Genomic DNA, 17,347 nt, shown 5'->3' with positions numbered 1-17,347 from the left:
TCCATCGTAAAGCTCCGGAGCCCTTCGATGGATCCCGGCGCAAGCCCGGGATGACCGCTTGGTTCCGAGCCGTTATCCTGCTCAAGCCGATCGTTGTCGTGTCCGGTCAGTGCGCCTGCCCGTTGACCGCCAGTTCCGCCTCGATGAACGCCGTGACCTCCTCCGCCGCGACGCCATGCGCGATGAAGCTCTGGCCGATGCCGCGGGCGAGGATGAAGGTCAGCACGCCGCGGCGGACCTTCTTGTCCTGGCCCATCGCCGCGACGATCTCCTGCGCCGTTCCGGCACCGCCCGGAACCTGCTGGAGCGTCGAGGGCAGGCCGACGGCGTCGAGATGGCGCGCGACGCGGGTCGCGTCCTGGCCGGAGCAGAGCCCCAGCCGCTGCGAGAAGCGGAAGGCGAGGGCGAGGCCGATCGCCACCGCCTCGCCATGGACGAGGCGGGTGGAGTCGTAGTTCGTCAGCCGCTCCAGCGCATGGGCGAAGGTGTGGCCGAGATTGAGCAGCGCGCGGTCGCCCTCCTCGCGCTCGTCGCGGGCGACGATGGCCGCCTTGGCGCGGCAGGAGACGGCGACCGCATGGTCGCGCTCGGGGCCGCCTGCGATGATGCGGCTCCAGTTGACCTCGCACCAGTCGAAGAAGGCGGGGTCGTCGATCAGCCCGTATTTCACCACCTCGGCATAGCCGGCCTTGAACTCGCGTTCGCTGAGGGTGTCGAGCAGGGCGGTGTCGGCGATGACCAGTGCCGGCTGGTGGAAGGCGCCGATCAGGTTCTTGCCGTGGCCCGAATTGATGCCGGTCTTGCCGCCGACGGAGGAATCGACCTGGGCCAAAAGCGTGGTCGGGATCTGCACGAAGCGCACGCCCCGGCGCAGCACGGCCGCTGCAAAGCCCGTGAGATCGCCCACCACGCCGCCGCCGAGCGCGATGACGAGGTCGTCGCGCTCGATCTTCGCCGCGAGCAGCGCGTCGCAGAGCGTCGTGAACTGCGCATAGGATTTGGTCGCCTCGCCCGGCGGCACGGTGATGCGGGTGAAGCCGATGCCCTCCTGCTGCAGGCAGGCCTCCAGCGCCGGGGCATGGAGCGGGCCGACGCGCTCGTCGGTGACAACAGCGACCTTGGCGCCGGGCGCCATCGCGGCGATCAGGGCTGCGGCCTCGCAGAGCTGGTGGCGGCCGATCTGGATGTCATAGGCGCGGCCCTCCAGCGCGACCGGAACCGTGATCCGGGCGCCGGCCGACGGGGCAGGGGTCGTCATGGCGTGGGCTTCCGGTCGGGAGGGGTGCGCAGATGCCGGTCGAGCGCGGCCAGCGCCGCCGTCACCACGACGTCATGGGGGTCGTCGCGCGAGAGCAGGGTGAGATCGGAGAGCGCATAGACCGGCTCGCGCTCGGCCAGCATCCGCCGCAGCGTCGCCTCGGGGTCGGCGGTCTGGAGCAGGGGGCGGTTGGAGCGCTTGCGGACCCGGCGCATCAGCACCTCGGGCTCGGCCTTGAGCCAGATCGAGATGCCGAGATCGGCGATGCGCGCGCGGGTTTCCGCGTTCATGAAGGCGCCGCCGCCGGTCGCGAGCACGAGGGGCGCACGCGTCGTCAGGATGCGGCTGATGACGCGGCGCTCGCCGTCGCGGAACTCGCTCTCGCCGCGCTGCGCGAAGATCTCGGGGATCGTCATGCCGGCGGCCGTCTCGATCTCGGTGTCGGCATCGACGAAGGGCAGGCCGAGCCGCGTCGCCAGACGGCGGCCGACCGAGCTCTTGCCCGAGCCCATCATGCCGACGAGCACGATCGCCCGCGGGCCGATCGCTGCCCGCAGGGTCGCCGGGTCCGGGCCGATATCCTCACCTCGTGGCTGGTCGAGCGTCTCGACGATCGTCATAGCGATGGAAGCCTTGTCTTCAGCGCCCTTTAACATGAGCCGTCACACAACGTCAGGCCCCGTGCCGCATTTTGCGGCGCTTGTGGCCTTGCCGTCCTTGCCGGCATCCGCCATCTCCCGAAAGATGCGCGGGGCCATCGCAGTCACAGCCCCGAAGGATCCGCCTCACCGTGCCGACGCTGTTCCGATTCGTCGCCTTCCTGGCCCTGCTCGGCGGACTCGTCTTCGGCGGCATGGTCGCGCTCGTCGCCTTCGTCGAACCGGTGCCGCGCGAGATGGTCGAGACGATTCCGCCCTCCCGGCTCCAGCCGAAATGAGCCGGATCGCGCAGGCGCGGCGCAACGGATTTCTCGACATGCTCGCCGCCGAGCGCGGCGCCGCTCGCAACACGCTCGACGCCTATCAGCGCGACATCGACGATTATCTGGAATTCCTCGGGGGGCGGGCGCTGGAGGCCGCGACGGCCGACGACATCCGCGGCTGGCTGGCGGATTTGTCCGCGCGGGGGCTGAAAGCCTCTTCCGCCGCGCGGCGGCTCTCGGCGGTGCGCCAGTTCCACCGCTTCCTCTACACGGAAGGCTTCGCTCCCAGCGATCCGACCGCGGCCATCCAGGGTCCGCGGCTCGGGCGGCCGCTGCCGAAGGTGATCTCGGTCGCCGATGTCGAGCGGCTGATCGCGACCGCGCGGGAGGCCTGCATCCGCGAGGGGCTGACGCCCGCCGCGCGGCTGCGGGCGCTGCGGATGCGCTGCCTGATCGAGATGCTCTACGCCACGGGCCTGCGCGTCTCGGAGTTGATCGCGCTGCCACTCTCGGCAGCGACGACGCGCGAGCGCTTCCTGGTGGTGCGCGGCAAGGGCAACAAGGACCGGCTGGTGCCGCTGAACGAGCCGGCGCGGGAGGCGGCGCGGCTCTGGCTGGCGGCGCTGCGCGAGTCGGGCGGCGCGGAGACGCGCTGGCTCTTCCCCGCCGAGGGCGAGAGCGGGCATCTCACCCGCCAGGCCTTCGGGCGCGATCTCAAGGCGCTGGGCGGGGCGGCCGGGTTGTCGGGCGATGCCCTGAGCCCGCATGTGCTGCGCCACGCCTTCGCCAGCCATCTGCTTCAGAACGGCGCCGATCTGCGCGTCGTCCAGGAGCTGCTGGGACATTCCGACATCGCGACCACGCAGATCTACACCCATGTCCTCGACGACCGCCTAAAGAGCCTGGTGCGGGACCTTCACCCGCTGGCGGACGAAGCCTGAGAGAGCCTCATGACGACGCGCCTGACCCCGCTCCCGCCCGAGAGCTTCCGCAGCAAACCCTGGAAGAATGGTGGCGGCGTCACCCATGACATCGCCGATGCGAGCCGGCCCGGCGCCGACCCCGCCGGCTGGGAGGGCATGGTCTGGCGGCTCGGGCGCACGGCCATCGTCCAGCCCGGGCCGTTCTCCGACCTCACCGGCTATGAGCGGCTGCAGGCGGTCATCGTCGGCTCCGGACTGGTGCTGGAGGGCGCTTCAGGCGAGATCGACCTGCGCCGGCCTTTTACCCCCGTGCGCTACGATGGCGGGCTGCCGCTGGTCAGTCGGCTGGAGAACGGGCCGGTCGAGGTCGTCAACCTGATCGTCGACCGGGCGATGTGCCGTGCCGATCTCGCGGCGCCGGAGCCGGGCGAAACCCTGGCCCTGGTGCCCGCCATCCACATTCTCTACGCGCCGGGCGAGGCCGTGACGGCGCGTTGCGGCAGCGAGGCCATCGCTCTCACGGGCGGCCATGCGCTGAGGATCGACGCCGAGGCGGATGGTTCGCTGATGGTGGAGGCGGGCCGCGCCCTGCTGGCGACGATCCGGCTGCGATAGAGCAGGCTCAGTCGCAGCGCAGCGGCATCGCCTTCCGCGGCAACTCGCCGATGGCGGGGAGGAACTGTCCCGTCGCGGGATCGAGCAGCATCAGCACGCCGGTCGCGACGGCGAAATAGGCACCGTGCAGCTGCAGCCTGCCCTTGCTCTCGAGAATCTGCACGCAGGGGAAGGTGCGCAGATTGGCCAGCGACTGCTGGATCGAGGCGAAGGCCAGGCGCTCGACATAGCCGTCCAGCGTCTCGTGCCGGCCGCGCCCGCCGGTGCGCTCGGCGGCGGGGCCGATCAGAGTGATCCATTTGCCGATGAAGTCGCCCGAGGAGAGGGGGCCCTGGGCGTCGTCGGCGAAGGCGCGGATGCCGCCGCAGCGGCCATGGCCGAGCACGACGATATGCTCCACCTTCAGCGCCTGCACGGCGTATTCGAGCGCGGCCGAAGTGCCGTGGAGCTGGTCGTCGGGCGAGAAGGGCGGCACCAGATTGGCGACATTGCGGACGACGAACATCTCGCCCGGACGCGCGTCGAAGATCACCTCCGGCGAGACGCGCGAGTCGCAGCAGCCGATCAGCATGATCTTCGGCGTCTGGCCGGTCTCGGCCAGCTGCTCGTAGCGGTCCTTTTCCCGGTCGAAGCGATCGTCGAGAAAGGCGCGGTAACCTTCGGTCAGCCGCTCGGGGAAGGGGGATGCGGGCGTCTCCATCCCGCCTTCGAACAGGAGGCGGCCGGTTTCGTCAAGCCGATGCTGCGCTGCGGCATGATCGGTCTGCGTTCAGTGGGCCGCGCAGGCGGCCTCGAGGCGGGCCACCAGAGCAGCGGGATCGCCCGCGATCGCCAGCAGCTTGACCCGCGCTGTCGCTCCCGTGGCGAGCGTGACAGCACTGCGCGAAACGCCGAACTCCCGGGCCAGCAAAGTGAGGAGGGCGGCATTGGCCTCGCCCTCGCTGGGCGCCGCCCGGACCCTCGCCTTCAGCACCGTCTTGCCGTCGGAGAGGACCTCGATTCCGTCGAGGGCATCGCGCCCGCCGCGGGGCGTCAGCCGCACCGCGAGACGCAGGCCGTTGGTGGTCGCCGTCCAGGGCCGGGATGCGGCCTCGGGTGCCACCTCAGAAGACGGCGGGGTAGAGATAGAGGACGATGACGCGCTCGATGAAGAAGATGATCAGCAGCAGGACGATCGGCGACAGATCCAGCCCCCCCATCTGGGGCAGCATGTTCCGGATCGGACGCAGCAGCGGTTCGGTGACGCGGTAGAGCATGTCCCAGATCGTCGAGACGAACTGGTTGCGCGTGTTGACGACGTTGAAGGCGATCAGCCAGCTCAGCACGGCCGAGATGATCAGCAGCCAAGTGTAGATCTGCAGGGCCAGCAGCACCACGTCGAGAACGGCACGCATCGTCATTCCTCTGGATCGTCGTCGGGCCCATCTGTCGCGCGGCGCTGCCCGTTCGGCGCCGGCGCAAAACTCCTGGCGCAAGCGATTGACAGACAGGCGACGCACGGCCTAGAAGGCCAGCGCCTCGGGGCTGTAGCTCAGATGGGAGAGCGCTGCAATCGCACTGCAGAGGTCAGGGGTTCGAATCCCCTCAGCTCCACCAAGGCCTCCGGAACCCGCTTCTTCGCGCCGTTCTGCCGGTCTTGGTGGACATTCCCCCGAACCCGTATCTCGCAATAGGGCCGGCTTCACCGGCTTTGTGATCGACCGGTGGTTTGCGACGGTCCGTTCAACCGTGCTCGAACTCGGCATTGTAGGCGGCGGCCAGCATGGCGTGGCAGGCCATGGCCTGCTCTCGGACGGCTTCGAGCGTGACGTGGTTGGCGATGTCGACGAGGTCGCGGAGTGCGAAATCCACCGCCGAGAGCAGATCGAGCGCGCTCCCCGCCTGGCTTTCCTCGCGAGCCGGCGGAAGCCGAAACTGCAGAACCTGTCCCATGTCACTCTCACTGTTGGCGAATCGCCGTGAGTGTGGGCCGTGGGCGGTCAGCAATCGGTTAATGCCGGCACGCTCGCTCAGTTCTGGATGAAGTTCGTCGGCAGCGGCTTCACCGCCGGGCCGCTGAAAGAGCCGGTTCGGGCGTCGTTCGGCTCGGCATGGCTGAAGCCGAGCGCCGCCGCCGGACTCGGGCCGGATATCGGCGATGCGGCCGGCGCGGTCGTGCGGGCGCGGGCGGTGGCGACGGTGACACTGCGTCCCGCCGGGGCGGGGCTGCGCGTGACGGCGGCGAAGAGCGAATCGAGGCCGGCGCGGTCCGAATCGTACTGGGCCTCGATCGGTGTGGGCGCCGGGCGGGCGGGCGTCGCGACCGCGACGCTGACCGCCGGGCTGCCGCCGGGGCGGCTCGGGGGCAGCGGGTGGGTGACGATAACGAGCCGGCCCTCCGGCTGGGTCCCTTCGCTGCCGCGCAGGCCGGCACCGCCGGTGGGCAGAGGGGTCGACTGGCCGGCCAGGGCGAATCCGGTCAGCGCGGCCGGACGCAGGGGCGGCAGGGGAGCGCTGGTCGGCTTGCCGGCGATGACGGTCTCGACGAGGGGCGCGATCTCGCCGGGCCGCCGCGGCGGCAGCGCGGCGAGGACGAGCTTCTGGTCGCCGCCCGCGGTGGCCTGAGCGAAGGCGAGCGCGCCGCCCCCGGCAGGCAGGGCCGCGATCTGGACAGCGCCCTCCGCTTCGCCGGGCAGGGCCAGGCCGCGCGGGCGGGCGAGCGGAATGGGGGCATCGACGAGGGCCGGCCGGCGCTCCTGGGGAGGGGGCGGAGGGGGCTCGGCCGCGGCATTGACGGGCGCCACGGCTTGAGCCGCCGGCGGCTCAGGCGCCCGCGGGGCCAGGCGCTCGGCCCGCTCCTGCGCGAGCGAGCGCGTTGCGGCAGCCGGCTGGGGTGCCATGGCGACGGCAAAGCGCCCACCGTCCGACGAGTTGCTGTCGGCATAGGGATTGGGGCTGGCATAGGCGATGACGGCGGGCTGCGGCTTGGGAGCGACGCGGCGGCCGCGGGTCGGGCGGGCATCCGCCTCCTCCTCGTCGCCGCCGAAGAGCGAGGCCCAGAGGCTCTTGCGGCCGGAGGAGATGACCGCGCCCTCGTCGAGATCGGCCGCCGCATAACCGGCGACCGCGCCACCGCTGGCGAGGATCTCGGCCTTGGCGATCTCGTAGCCGCCGAGCGGCTGGCCGTCGGCGGGAAGGTGGACGGTCTTCTCGTCCGGGAAAAGGCGCACGAGCTGGTCGCGCGTCATGCGTGGCCAGGAGCGCACCGAGCCGGCATCGAGATGGATGAAGGGCGTGTGAGCGCCGGGATAGAAGCCCACGCCGCCGCGCTGCAGGCGCATGCCGGCTTCACGGATGCGGGCGGTCGGCGTGTCCGGCAGATAGAAGTCCATCGCCTTGCCGAGCATGTGCTGGCTGTGCTTGGCGACCGCGCGCGAGCGCCGCCGCAGCATCGAATTGGTGCCGGGTGAGCGATAGGCGGAGACGACGTGGAAGGGCTGCTCCGAACCGACCTGACGCTGGACCTCCCAGGCGACGTCGAAGAGGCGCGGATCCATGCGGATCGGCTCGTCGGTGCGCCAATCGCGCAGGGCCCAGTTCAGCTTCTCGAGGCCCTCGGCGACGTAGCGCCCGTCCCGCTTGAAGGTGACGGTGACCTCTTCCTTGGTGTGCATGTGGCGGATCGAGATCGTCCGCGTGTCGCCGTTGGCGACGGCATCCTGCGTGCCGCGCACGCCCAGCAGCAGAGTCCCGGCCGCAACCCCGAGCATCAACGCCCGGCGGAAGACCCTTTTCGGGCGCGCCTGGCGTTCCGAAAGCGTGGCGTCTGAGCTGCCCAATCTGCTGACCCGTCTCGATGCGTCGCTCTGGCGGCGCGTGATGAACGTGAACGAACAGTTGCGGAGAAGCGTTAACGCCTCGTTAGCAAGCCGGCAATTGCCGGGCCAGCCCTTTCTGCGCGCCTCTCCGCTACGCCGCGATCGTGGCGAAACGGTGCCGGTTCACCGTCCGCTCGCCGACGCGACGTCAGCCGCGCTGCTCGAGCGCCTGACGGACCATCCGGTGGAAGCCGTAGAGGTCCTCGAAGGTGGTGAGGCTACCATCGGCGCCGACGACATGGGTGTTGTAGACCAGATGGATCGCCAGCGGCTGGGGCAGGTTGATGCGGCGCTCGCCCGAACCGATGAGGCGCTTCAGACGCTCATGGGTCCATTCCGGCCCGAGAACCTGATCGGCGAGCTGGAAGGGATTGTCGACACGCACGCAGCCATGGCTGAAAGCGCGGCGCTCCTGGGCGAAGAGCCTGCGGTTGGGCGTGTCGTGCAGATAGACGGCGTGATCGTTCGGGAACATGAATTTGATCCAGCCGAGCGCGTTGCGCTCGCCCGGCGGCTGGCGGACCGAGATGCCGCCGCCCTTGGTCCGCGTCACCACATAGCCGCGCTTGGCGGCATAGTCCGGATCGGCGGCGAGGCCAGGGATGAACTCCTTGCGCAGAATCGAGGGCGGCACGTACCAGGACGGATTGACGATGACGTGGTCCATCCGGTGCGAAAAGATGGGCGTCGCCGTCTCCGGCTTGCCGACGATGGCGCGCGTCTCGTGGACGACTTGGCCCTGGCGGACGACGCGGACGCGGAATTCCGGGACATTGACCATGATGTGGTCGGCGCCGAGATCGAACGGCAGCCAGCGCCAGCGCTCCATCTGGGCGACGATATCCTGCTCGCCGCGGGCCGTCGCTGGTGTGCCAAGCGCGGCGAGAGTCTGCGCGCCGAGAACGCCGGTCGCCGGCAGGCCCGCCTGCTTCTGGAAGGCGGCCAGAGCAGTCGCGGTGGAGCGATCGAAGACGGGCTCTTCGCTGGGGCCGAGGCCGAGCCGGGCGCGCACCAGCGGGACGCGGTCGTCGCGCATGCCGAGCTTCAGCGCCGGGCCGGCGGGAATGCGCACCAGCGGCGTGTCGTCGAGATGCTCGCGCAACTCGGCGAGCTTGGCCTTGAGCCGCCGATAGCCCTCATGGGGCGGGTTGTAAGCGGCCAGCACGGCGCCGGCATCGGCCGCGCCCGCGAGCTCCGAAAGGACTTCGGTGGCGGAGGGTAACGAGAGCGTCGGCGTCAGCAGCTTCGACAGGCGGCGAGGATCGACGCGGGCGCCGCGCGCGTCGCGGGCATAGAGCACGGCCAGCGCCGAGAGTCGGACATCGGCTTCGGCGAGGCTGCCCTTGTCGCTCGCCTCGAAGGCGGGCAGCGGATAGTCGGTTGGACGCAGCCCGTCCTCGCCGGCGCGACCGAGGCGCTCGGTCAGGCGCAGGCCGGCGGCGCTCCAGCCGCGTCCCTCGATCCAAAGCGGCCGGTTGCCGTTGGCCTCGTAGGCGGCGAGGATCTCGGCGCGCTCGCGCTCGGCGAGGCGCGGCAGGGCCAGCGCGTCGGCCGCGCGGGCGGCGATGTCGGCGGCGTATTCGGATCCGGCGGGCAGGTCGACGACGACCTTGGGCAGCTCGGGCGGGGCGATCGCCGGCTCGGCCTTTCGCAGCATGGGGGCGGCCTGCGGCGCCGCCAGCGCGGGATCGGCCGGCGGCAGCTCGACCTCGGGAATGTCGAGCGTTACAGGCTGGTCCTGTGCCGCCACGGAGGCCGTCGGCAGCTCCGGCGTGGCGAGGCTGCCCTCTGGGCGCGCGGAAGGTGTGACCGCGCCGGTGACCATGCCGGGTTCGGCGGCGGGCGCGTTTGCGGTGTCCGTCTGCGGGGCGGGCTCGGCGGGAGCGACTTCCGTGCTGACCGGAGCCTGCGCGGCTTGCGGCTGCTCGTCGGCATGAAGGAGCAAGGCGGGTTGTTCCGGCAGCGGAATGCCGAGCGTCGGATCGATGGCCTGGCCTTCGGCGGAGGCGACGGCTGAGGTCAGCGACAGGGCCAGAGCCGAGACGCAAGCCAGATTCGCCCAGTGGCGACGACGCATGGTCGCTATTCCTGCATTCTGCCGAGAACCGCATTCCTGCGTGACTCGGCCGGTTTCGACAAGATGCGGCAGCGCAACACGCGCCGCCATTCGGTTCGTCGCGGCTCAGGCCGCGTCGGTTTCATCCGTGGCCACTCCGGGCTCGATGAGCCCGTAATCCTTGAGCTTGCGGTAGAGCGTCGAGCGGCCGATGCCGAGCTTGCGCGAGATCTCCGACATGTGCCCGCGATAATGGGCGAGGGCGAATTTGATGATCTCGCGCTCGAGTTCATCGAGCGTGCGCATGTCGGAGCCGGCGACGAGTTCCAGCGAGTTGGGGTCGCGCACCGGCATCTGGATGATGCGCGGGGGCTCGCTGCGCGCCTCGGCCGGGCCGAGCGGCGCGGGGGCGGGCGGGATGCGGACGTCGTAGCCCTCCATCTGCGCGGCGATCTGCGGGAATTCGGCGACGGTCAGCTCGTCGCCATCGGCCAGCACCACGGCCCGGAACATCGCGTTTTCGAGCTGACGGACATTGCCCGGCCAGTCATAGCCGCTGATGAGCGCGAGCCCCTCGGCGCCGATGCCGCGCAGCTTCTTGCCCTCCTCAGCCGCGAAGCGCGCGAGGAAGCCGCGCGCCAGATCGGCGATGTCCTCGCGGCGCTGACGCAGCGGCGGCAGTGTGATCGGGAAGACGTTGAGGCGGTAGTAGAGATCCTCGCGGAACTCGCCCGCCTTGACCTGATCGAGCAGGCTTTTGTTCGTCGCCGAGATGATGCGGATGTCGACGCGCACCGATTTCTTGCCGCCGACGGGGTCGACCTCGCCTTCCTGGATCGCACGCAGGAGCTTGACCTGCGCATCGAGCGGCAATTCGCCGACCTCGTCGAGGAAGAGCGTTCCGCCGCTGGCCTCGACGAATTTGCCGACATGGCGCTCGGTGGCGCCGGTGAAGGCGCCCTTCTCGTGGCCGAAGAGGATCGACTCGACGAGGTTGTGCGGGATCGCGCCGCAATTGACCGTGACGAAGGGCTTGCCCTTCCGGTCGCTCGAACCCTGGATGGCGCGGGCGAGCACCTCCTTGCCGACGCCGGATTCACCCTCGATCAGGATCGGGATGTTGGACTTTGCCGCGCGCTCGGCCAGCCGCACGACGCGCGCCATGTCGGCGCTCTTGGTGGCGAGATCGCGGAAGCCGAGCGTGCCCAAGGCGCGGCGCTTGATGTGGCGCAGCTCGTGCTCGAGGGCGCCGAGCTTGAGCGCGTTCTTGAGCGAGATCTGCAGCCGCTCGGCGCCGACCGGCTTGACGACGAAGTCGACCGCGCCGGCGCGCATCGCCTGGACGACGGTCTCGATCGAGCCATTGGCCGTCTGCACGATGACCGGCGTCTCGATCGCGCGCTCGCGCAGCGCGGCCAGGACGCCCATGCCGTCGAGTTCGGGCATGACGAGATCGAGCACGATCGCGTCGAAGCGGTCGCCCTCGGGGCCCGTCAGCATCTGGAGGGCGGCCTGGCCGGTCTCCGCGACGACGGCGTCGTACCCGCAACGCTTCAGCATGGCGTCCAGCAGGCGGCGCTGAACGGGATCGTCGTCGACGACGAGTACGGTGGCGGTCATGACACCTCGAAGGCTTAAGGCGGTGAACAAGCCGGCCGCTCCAGGCGGCGCCGGCTGTTCCGTTCTGGGTCATTCTCGGCCAGAACGGTTAAGCGGCGCTTAAGCGCATAGCGCGGGGGGCCGCGACGCCGGCAGAGATTGATCCCGGCCGGTGCCCCGCGCATATGAGGGAACGGCTGGGTTCCCATCTGCGAGGTTGCCGACGATGACCAATGCGTTCGACCAGGTGCTGCGCGCCACTGCGACGGGAAGCGCCGCCGCGGCCGCCAAATCCCTGGGCACGCTGCCGGAATGGGATCTGAGTCATCTCTATCCCGGCCTGGATTCCCCCGCGCTGAAGGCGGATCTCGACCGGGCGCTGGCCGATTCGCAGAGCTTCGCGGCGCTCTATCATGGCAAGCTCGCCGCCCTGGCGGAGCGCGAGGACGGAGCCGCGGCGCTGGCCGAGGCGGTGAAGGCGTTCGAGACGTTGAGCGACCTGCTCGGCCGCATCGGCGCCTATGCGGGCCTTGTCTATGCCGGCGACACCACCGACCCGCAGCGCGCCAAGTTCTACGGCGACACGCAGGACAAGCTGAACGCGGCGGTGACCGAGCTGCTGTTCTTCGAACTCGAGCTGAACCGGATCGAGCCCGAGCTTCTGGCCCGCGTCTCTGCGACGGCGCCGCTTTCGCACTGGAAGCCCTGGCTCGACGATCTCGCCAAGGACAAGCCGCACCAGCTCGAGGACCGGATCGAGGCTCTCTTCCACGAGAAGTCGATGACCGGGCACGCCGCCTGGAACCGGCTCTTCGACGAGACGATCGCCTCGCTGCGCTTCCGGATCGGCGGCGAGGAGCTGACGCTGGAGCCGACGCTCAACAAGCTGCAGGATGCCGACGGCGCGGTGCGCAAGGAGGCGGCCGAGGCCTTGAGCACCGTCTTCCGCGGGCAGCTGCGGACCTTCGCGCTGATCACCAACACGCTCGCCAAGGACAAGGAAATCTCCGACCGCTGGCGCAAATTCGAGGACGTCGCGGATTCGCGCCATCTCGCCAATCGCGTCGAGCGCGAGGTCGTGGATGCGCTGGTGAGCGCCGTGCGCGAGGCCTATCCGCGGCTGTCGCACCGCTACTACAAACTGAAGGCGAAATGGTTCGGGCGCGAGGCGCTGGATTTCTGGGACCGCAATGCGCCGCTGCCCAAGGTCGAGCAGCGCACGATTCCCTGGACGGAAGCGCGCGATACTGTGCTCGACGCTTATGGTGCCTTCTCACCGCGGATGGCGGAGATCGCGCGGCGCTTCTTCGACGAGCAGTGGATCGACGCGCCGGTGCGGCCCGGCAAGGCGCCCGGCGCCTTCGCCCATCCGACGGTGCCGTCCGCGCATCCCTATGTGCTGGTCAATTACCAGGGCAAGCCGCGCGACGTGATGACGCTCGCCCATGAGCTCGGCCATGGCGTGCATCAGGTGCTGGCGGCGCCGAACGGCGCGCTGATGGCGCCCACGCCGCTGACGCTGGCCGAGACGGCGAGCGTCTTCGGCGAGATGCTCACCTTCCGCCGCCTGCTCGACGGCACGCAGGACCCCAGGCAGCGCAAGGCGATGCTGGCGGCGAAGGTCGAGGACATGATCAACACGGTCGTGCGCCAGATCGCCTTCTACTCCTTCGAGCGGAAGGTGCACGAGTCGCGCAAATCGGGCGAACTGACTGCCGAGGCCCTGTGCGAGCTTTGGATGAGCGTTCAGGCGGAGAGCCTAGGGCCGGCGATCCGGCTCGGGCCGGGCTACGAGCCGTTCTGGTGCTACATTCCCCACTTCATCCATTCGCCCTTTTATGTCTACGCCTATGCCTTCGGCGACTGCCTGGTGAACTCGCTCTACGGCGTGTACCGGAATGCGGCGGAGGGGTTCCAGGAGCGGTACTTCGCGCTGCTCTCGGCCGGCGGCACCAAGCATCACGCCGAGCTGCTGGCACCGTTCGGGCTGGATGCGCGCGATCCCGCGTTCTGGCAGATCGGGCTCACTATGATCGAGGGCATGATCATCGAGCTGGAGGGGATGGAGTAGCCCCGTCACGTCATGGTCGGGCTTGACCCGACCATCTCATGACCGGAGAGCGCTGGTTTCGGGGATTCTCGGGTCAAGCCCGAGAATGACGCTGGGTCAGAACTGCAGCCTCAGGCCCACCTGCGCGATATTCGCGGTGTAGTCCGAATTCTGGGCGGTCGAGTTCAGCCGTTCATGGGTGAAGCTCGCGCGGATCGCCACGGTCCGCGTCAGCTTGTATTCGACGCGGGCCCCGAGGCTCGAGAAGTCCTCGCGCAGGCCCTGTCCCTCATATTCGGTGCGGCCGAAGCTGGCGATGCCGGTGACGGTGAGGTTGCGGCGCAGCGCGTGGGCGATCTCGAGCGAGACGCGCCGCGCCGTGGTGCCCGAGGAGCCCGCAATCGTCGTGTCGCCGAGTTCGGAGGTGCCGCGCAGGGTGACGGTGGTGAGCGGCGTCGGCGACCACAGAATGGCGGCATCGCCGACGAAGCCTTTCAGGTCGCGCAACCGGGCATCGTCGTAGCGGCGGTTCTGGTAGCCGGCCGAGATTTCGCCGGTGAGCTGGCGGCTGATCTCGAAGGTCGAGCCTATACGGATGGTGGCGCCATCGGACGAGCGCCGATAGCCGCTCAAATCGACGGCCTGGTCGAATTCGCGGGTGTCGACCTCACCTTGGACGAAGGGCCTGAAGCCCGGCGTCATCTCATAGCCGGCGCGCAGGCGCAGGCCGTATTGCGTCTGGTTGCGGTCGCGCTGGCTGACGATCCCGCCATTGCTGAGCTTGCCATCCTCGTAGTCGCTGCGGTCGACCGAGCCGCGCAGCGTCATCTGCAGGCGATTGATGTCATGGGTGACGCCGGCGGAGCCGCCATACTGATAGATCAGCGGGCGACCGACGACGGCGGAGGTCAGGTCCGGCGAGCCGGGGCGCTGGGTATCGATCTTCGCCCGCGTCTCCAGAAGGATGCGCGTGTCGCGCGAGGCGTCGAGCCTCAGGTCGAGATTGCCCTCGCCATCGGGGCGCGAGGCGTTCTCGTCGCGGAAGAAGCGGCTGTAGCCGCCGCGCAGCTTGCCCTTCAGCTCATGCACGTTCCAGTCCGATTGGACGTCGAGATCACCCTCCAGCCGGCCGAAGGCTGAGCCCGTGCGGGTCGAGCCCGCCGTCCGCTGCGGGTTGGTGTCGTAGCCGACACTGCTGGTCAGGCCTGGCTTCAGTGTGACGTTGCCGAGCCGCAGCCCGAGCGGTGCGTAAGGATCCTCTTCCGCCGCGGCGCGCCGGCGCGGGGGCGGTGGTGGCGGCGGCGTGGTCGGCAGGCCCGCGACGCCGGTCTGCGGCGCGCGGAACTGGCGCTGGGTGACGCCGCGCACGCCACTGGCGCGCACCGGCCGGCTGGCAAAAGGCGGGGCGCGGCGGGATACGGTGGTAGGCTGGCCCTGAATCAGGGCGGCGGGATCACGAACCGAATCCGGCGTGGCCGAGAGAGGCGCCGCAGGCAAGTCCGGCACCGTTGGCTGGGCGACATAGGCCGGCACGCTCGGCCGCAGCGGCGTGCGCCGCGCCTGCTGCGCAGCGACGGACGACGCGGCGAGCACGAGGCTCGCGGCGGCGACGCCGGTCAGCAACAGAGACGGGGCAGGCCGGGGCACGGGGCGGCGTGGCTCCAGGAACGGGCTTTGTCGCGCCGGACAGCGCGCGCATGGTTAACGGAGTTAAAACGAAGGGGGTTAACGGGCCGTCAATGACGGGGCGCCCCGAAGCTGGCCCCCCTGCGCGCGGCTGTGCTAGAGCGCGCGCCATGACAGCCGATATCCGCGCTTCCGCGCTCCGCACCGTCGCGACCGAACGTGCCGGGCTCGACACGCTCCACGAGGCGCTCGCCAACGGGATGGGCGAGGCCTTCGCCGCCGCCGTCGCGATGATCCGGGCGGCGGGCGGGCGCGTCATCGTCTCCGGCATGGGCAAATCCGGCCATGTCGGACGCAAGATCGCAGCGACGCTCGCCTCCACCGGCACGCCGGCGCATTTCGTCCATCCCGCCGAAGCCAGCCATGGCGATCTCGGCATGGTTCAGCCGGAGGACGTGGTGATCGCCCTGTCCTGGTCGGGCGAGACGGCGGAACTGGCGGCGATCGTCGGCCACACGAGGCGTTTCCGCGTAGGCCTGATCGCGATCACGGCCAATGCCGACAGCGCGCTCGGCCGCGAGGCGGATGTGACGCTGCTTCTGCCCAAGGCGCAGGAAGCCTGCCCGAACGGATTGGCGCCGACGACTTCCACGACGATGCAGATGGCGCTGGGCGATGCGCTCGCCGTGGCGCTGCTCGAGGCACGCGGCTTCTCGCGCCAGGACTTCTTCGTCTACCACCCGGGCGGCAAGCTCGGCGCGCAGCTCAAGACGGTCGCCAGCATCATGCATCGCGACGCGGCGCTGCCGCTCTGCGGCCTCGACACGGCGATCGCCGATGTGGTCGCTCTGATCTCAGAGAAGGGCTTCGGTTGCGCCGTTGTGGTCGATGCTGACGGGGTTCTCGCCGGAGTCGTCACCGATGGCGATCTTCGCCGCAAGCTGCTGCGGGCCGGGCCGGCCCAGCGGGCGCGGGACGTGATGACGCCGAATCCGCGCCGGATCGCGCCGGATGCGCTGGCAGGCGAGGCGCTGGAAATGGTCAACCGCCTGCGGATCACGGCGCTGATCGTGGCGGATGGCGGGGACCGCCCGGTCGGGCTGGTCCATGTGCACGACCTGCTGTCGCTCGGGGTGGCCTAGCAGGCTCCTTGCGGGCGGATCGAGGATGGAGCGGCCTTGGGGCGCCGTTGTGTCCGGATTCAGCCCTCGACCGCGACGTATTGCGTCTCGATCGATGACTCGTGGGCTTCGTGGTCGAAGCCGTAGATGTGGATCGAGATGGCGTCTTCGGTCCCGAGATTGCGCATGCGGTGGATATTGGGGCCGCTCGGCAGCATGCAGGCGACATAGCCGGCCTGGCGATCATGCTGCTCGGTCGCGATGGCGCGCTGCGCGTCGATGGCGCGATACCAGGTTTCGGTCACGGTGCCGCTGACGACGCCGAAGCAGCAGGAGCAGTGGTGGTCGTGGATGCAGGTGGTCGCTCCGGCCGCCCAGACGATAGCCCAGACGCTGACGGAGTCGTCGCCTGCGAGAAGGTTTCGGGTGTAGCCGCCGGGTTTGCGCTCGAGCGGCAGGGCGCGCACGAGGTCGGGCATCGCAACGAGTTCGCGCAGGACGGAGCGGGCTGCCGCGAGATAGTCACGCGAAAGCGTGCCCTCATCCGTCCGCAGGCTGGCGAGAACCGTGCCGCGCCGCTCCGCGTTCAAGAATTCCTGCATCCCTCGACTCCCGCCGGCGCGCTCCTTCAGCAAGGATAGCCAGTCGCCGGGAAAATGGTTTGCTATCTGACGAGGAAACGCTCGGTTCTTGGAATTGGCTAGCGCTTGTGACATCGTCTTGAGAATCTGTTTGCGCCGACCCTCTCAATCTCACGAATCCATTTCATGAATGCTCCATGGCCAAGCTCGACGCCTTCGATCTCCGCATCCTCGCCTGCCTGCAGGAGGATGCGAGCCTGCCGCTGGCCGAGTTGTCGGAGGCGGTCGGATTGTCGGCGACGCCGTGCTGGCGGCGGGTGCAGAAGCTGGAGGCCGCCGGCTATATCCGCAAGCGCGTCGCGCTGCTCGACCGCAGCATGCTGCAGGCGGGCGTCACGGTCTTCATCGCGGTGAAGACGGCGCGGCATTCGATGGAGTGGCTGGAGCGCTTCCACACCGCCGTGCGCGACCTGCCGGAGATCGTCGATTTCTACCGGATGAGCGGCGAAATCGACTATCTGCTCAAGGCCTGTGTGCCGGACATTGCGGCCTATGACGCGCTCTACAAGAAGCTGATCTCCCGCATCGACCTCAACGACGTGACCTCGATGTTCGCGATGGAGGAGTTGAAGTCGACGACGGCGATCCCGCTCGGCTTCGCGCAGCCGGCGAGCTGAGCCCCAAACGAAAGAAGGGAGCGGCGAACCGCTCCCTTCTTTCGTTTGGGGCTCAGCTCGCC

Annotated in this window: 17 protein-coding genes and 1 tRNA gene; 7 read left to right on the top strand and 11 right to left on the bottom strand. The window is 69.4% G+C overall.

Going from position 1 to position 17,347, the window contains the following annotated elements; all coding sequences use genetic code 11:
* Positions 1-106 precede the first annotated feature (106 nt).
* Together aroB and AX750_RS17155 are read right to left on the bottom strand one after the other, a co-directional pair.
* Positions 107-1,258 (bottom strand): 3-dehydroquinate synthase, encoded by a 1,152-nt coding sequence (gene aroB / locus AX750_RS17160; protein ID WP_066719969.1) that lies wholly within the window; start codon positions 1,256-1,258, stop codon positions 107-109.
* Positions 1,255-1,878, bottom strand: coding sequence for a shikimate kinase (locus AX750_RS17155; RefSeq protein WP_066719966.1), 624 nt, complete (start codon positions 1,876-1,878; stop codon positions 1,255-1,257). The genes aroB and AX750_RS17155 overlap by 4 nt, the downstream gene beginning before the upstream one ends.
* A gap of 170 nt (positions 1,879-2,048) precedes the next feature.
* Between AX750_RS17155 and AX750_RS17150 the strand changes: the two genes are divergently transcribed.
* The 3 genes from AX750_RS17150 to AX750_RS17140 are packed head-to-tail and all read left to right on the top strand — an operon-like array spanning position 2,049 to position 3,718.
* A complete protein-coding gene (locus AX750_RS17150; protein WP_066719963.1) occupies positions 2,049-2,195 on the top strand; it encodes a histidine kinase in 147 nt (48 codons plus the stop codon).
* A complete protein-coding gene (locus tag AX750_RS17145) occupies positions 2,192-3,121 on the top strand; it encodes a site-specific tyrosine recombinase XerD (protein WP_066719960.1) in 930 nt (309 codons plus the stop codon). The genes AX750_RS17150 and AX750_RS17145 overlap by 4 nt, the downstream gene beginning before the upstream one ends.
* Positions 3,122-3,130: 9 nt before the next feature.
* Positions 3,131-3,718, top strand: a complete 588-nt coding sequence (locus AX750_RS17140; RefSeq protein ID WP_066719958.1) for a HutD family protein — start codon at positions 3,131-3,133, stop codon at positions 3,716-3,718.
* 7 nt (positions 3,719-3,725) lie between these two features.
* Here AX750_RS17140 and AX750_RS17135 read toward each other — a convergent pair whose 3' ends face one another.
* The 3 genes from AX750_RS17135 to AX750_RS17125 form a co-directional block, all read right to left on the bottom strand.
* Positions 3,726-4,418, bottom strand: coding sequence for a carbonic anhydrase (locus AX750_RS17135; RefSeq protein ID WP_066719956.1), 693 nt, complete (start codon positions 4,416-4,418; stop codon positions 3,726-3,728).
* Between the two features lie 69 nt (positions 4,419-4,487).
* Positions 4,488-4,820: a DUF167 family protein gene (locus AX750_RS17130; RefSeq protein ID WP_066719954.1), complete on the bottom strand. Its 333-nt coding sequence runs from the start codon at positions 4,818-4,820 to the stop codon at positions 4,488-4,490.
* Position 4,821: 1 nt separating this feature from the next.
* A complete protein-coding gene (locus AX750_RS17125; protein WP_066720001.1) occupies positions 4,822-5,112 on the bottom strand; it encodes a YggT family protein in 291 nt (96 codons plus the stop codon).
* Positions 5,113-5,238: 126 nt separating this feature from the next.
* Here AX750_RS17125 and AX750_RS17120 point away from each other — a divergent pair.
* Positions 5,239-5,314, top strand: a tRNA-Ala gene (locus AX750_RS17120).
* A gap of 126 nt (positions 5,315-5,440) precedes the next feature.
* On the opposite strand, the gene AX750_RS17115 is transcribed toward AX750_RS17120, so the two are convergent.
* The 4 genes from AX750_RS17115 to AX750_RS17100 all read right to left on the bottom strand — a co-directional run bounded on the left by AX750_RS17115 (position 5,441) and on the right by AX750_RS17100 (position 11,251).
* On the bottom strand, positions 5,441-5,650 hold the full coding sequence (locus tag AX750_RS17115; protein ID WP_066719952.1) for a hypothetical protein: 210 nt from the start codon (positions 5,648-5,650) through the stop codon (positions 5,441-5,443).
* 77 nt (positions 5,651-5,727) lie between these two features.
* The gene (locus AX750_RS17110; RefSeq protein ID WP_348626287.1) at positions 5,728-7,536 is read right to left on the bottom strand and encodes a DUF882 domain-containing protein; all 1,809 of its coding nucleotides are present in this window, start codon (positions 7,534-7,536) and stop codon (positions 5,728-5,730) included.
* Between the two features lie 187 nt (positions 7,537-7,723).
* Positions 7,724-9,652, bottom strand: a complete 1,929-nt coding sequence (locus AX750_RS17105) for a L,D-transpeptidase family protein (protein WP_066717175.1) — start codon at positions 9,650-9,652, stop codon at positions 7,724-7,726.
* Positions 9,653-9,757: 105 nt separating this feature from the next.
* Positions 9,758-11,251 carry a sigma-54 dependent transcriptional regulator gene (locus tag AX750_RS17100; RefSeq protein ID WP_066717178.1) on the bottom strand — a complete coding sequence of 498 codons (1,494 nt, stop codon included), beginning with the start codon at positions 11,249-11,251 and terminating at the stop codon, positions 9,758-9,760.
* Between the two features lie 205 nt (positions 11,252-11,456).
* Between AX750_RS17100 and AX750_RS17095 the strand changes: the two genes are divergently transcribed.
* Positions 11,457-13,301 carry a M3 family oligoendopeptidase gene (locus AX750_RS17095; RefSeq protein ID WP_066717181.1) on the top strand — a complete coding sequence of 615 codons (1,845 nt, stop codon included), beginning with the start codon at positions 11,457-11,459 and terminating at the stop codon, positions 13,299-13,301.
* A 96-nt stretch (positions 13,302-13,397) separates the two neighbouring features.
* On the opposite strand, the gene AX750_RS17090 is transcribed toward AX750_RS17095, so the two are convergent.
* Positions 13,398-14,927 (bottom strand): outer membrane beta-barrel protein, encoded by a 1,530-nt coding sequence (locus AX750_RS17090; RefSeq protein ID WP_197426520.1) that lies wholly within the window; start codon positions 14,925-14,927, stop codon positions 13,398-13,400.
* Positions 14,928-15,076: 149 nt separating this feature from the next.
* Here AX750_RS17090 and AX750_RS17085 point away from each other — a divergent pair, with 149 nt between their 5' ends.
* Entirely contained in the window at positions 15,077-16,048 is a 972-nt protein-coding gene (locus AX750_RS17085) for a KpsF/GutQ family sugar-phosphate isomerase (RefSeq protein ID WP_156446419.1), read from the top strand.
* A gap of 59 nt (positions 16,049-16,107) precedes the next feature.
* On the opposite strand, the gene AX750_RS17080 is transcribed toward AX750_RS17085, so the two are convergent.
* Positions 16,108-16,629 (bottom strand): cysteine dioxygenase family protein, encoded by a 522-nt coding sequence (locus AX750_RS17080; protein WP_066717194.1) that lies wholly within the window; start codon positions 16,627-16,629, stop codon positions 16,108-16,110.
* 176 nt (positions 16,630-16,805) lie between these two features.
* On the opposite strand from AX750_RS17080, the gene AX750_RS17075 reads away from it, so the two are divergent.
* Positions 16,806-17,285 carry an Lrp/AsnC family transcriptional regulator gene (locus AX750_RS17075; RefSeq protein WP_066717197.1) on the top strand — a complete coding sequence of 160 codons (480 nt, stop codon included), beginning with the start codon at positions 16,806-16,808 and terminating at the stop codon, positions 17,283-17,285.
* The last annotated feature ends 62 nt before the right edge of the window (positions 17,286-17,347 follow it).

The sequence above is a fragment of the Methylobacterium sp. CCH7-A2 genome, assembly GCF_001557075.1.
GTDB lineage: Bacteria > Pseudomonadota > Alphaproteobacteria > Rhizobiales > Beijerinckiaceae > Allobosea > Allobosea massiliensis.
Note: the sequence above shows the minus strand (reverse complement) of the source record. Positions and strands in the feature narration are given on the sequence as shown.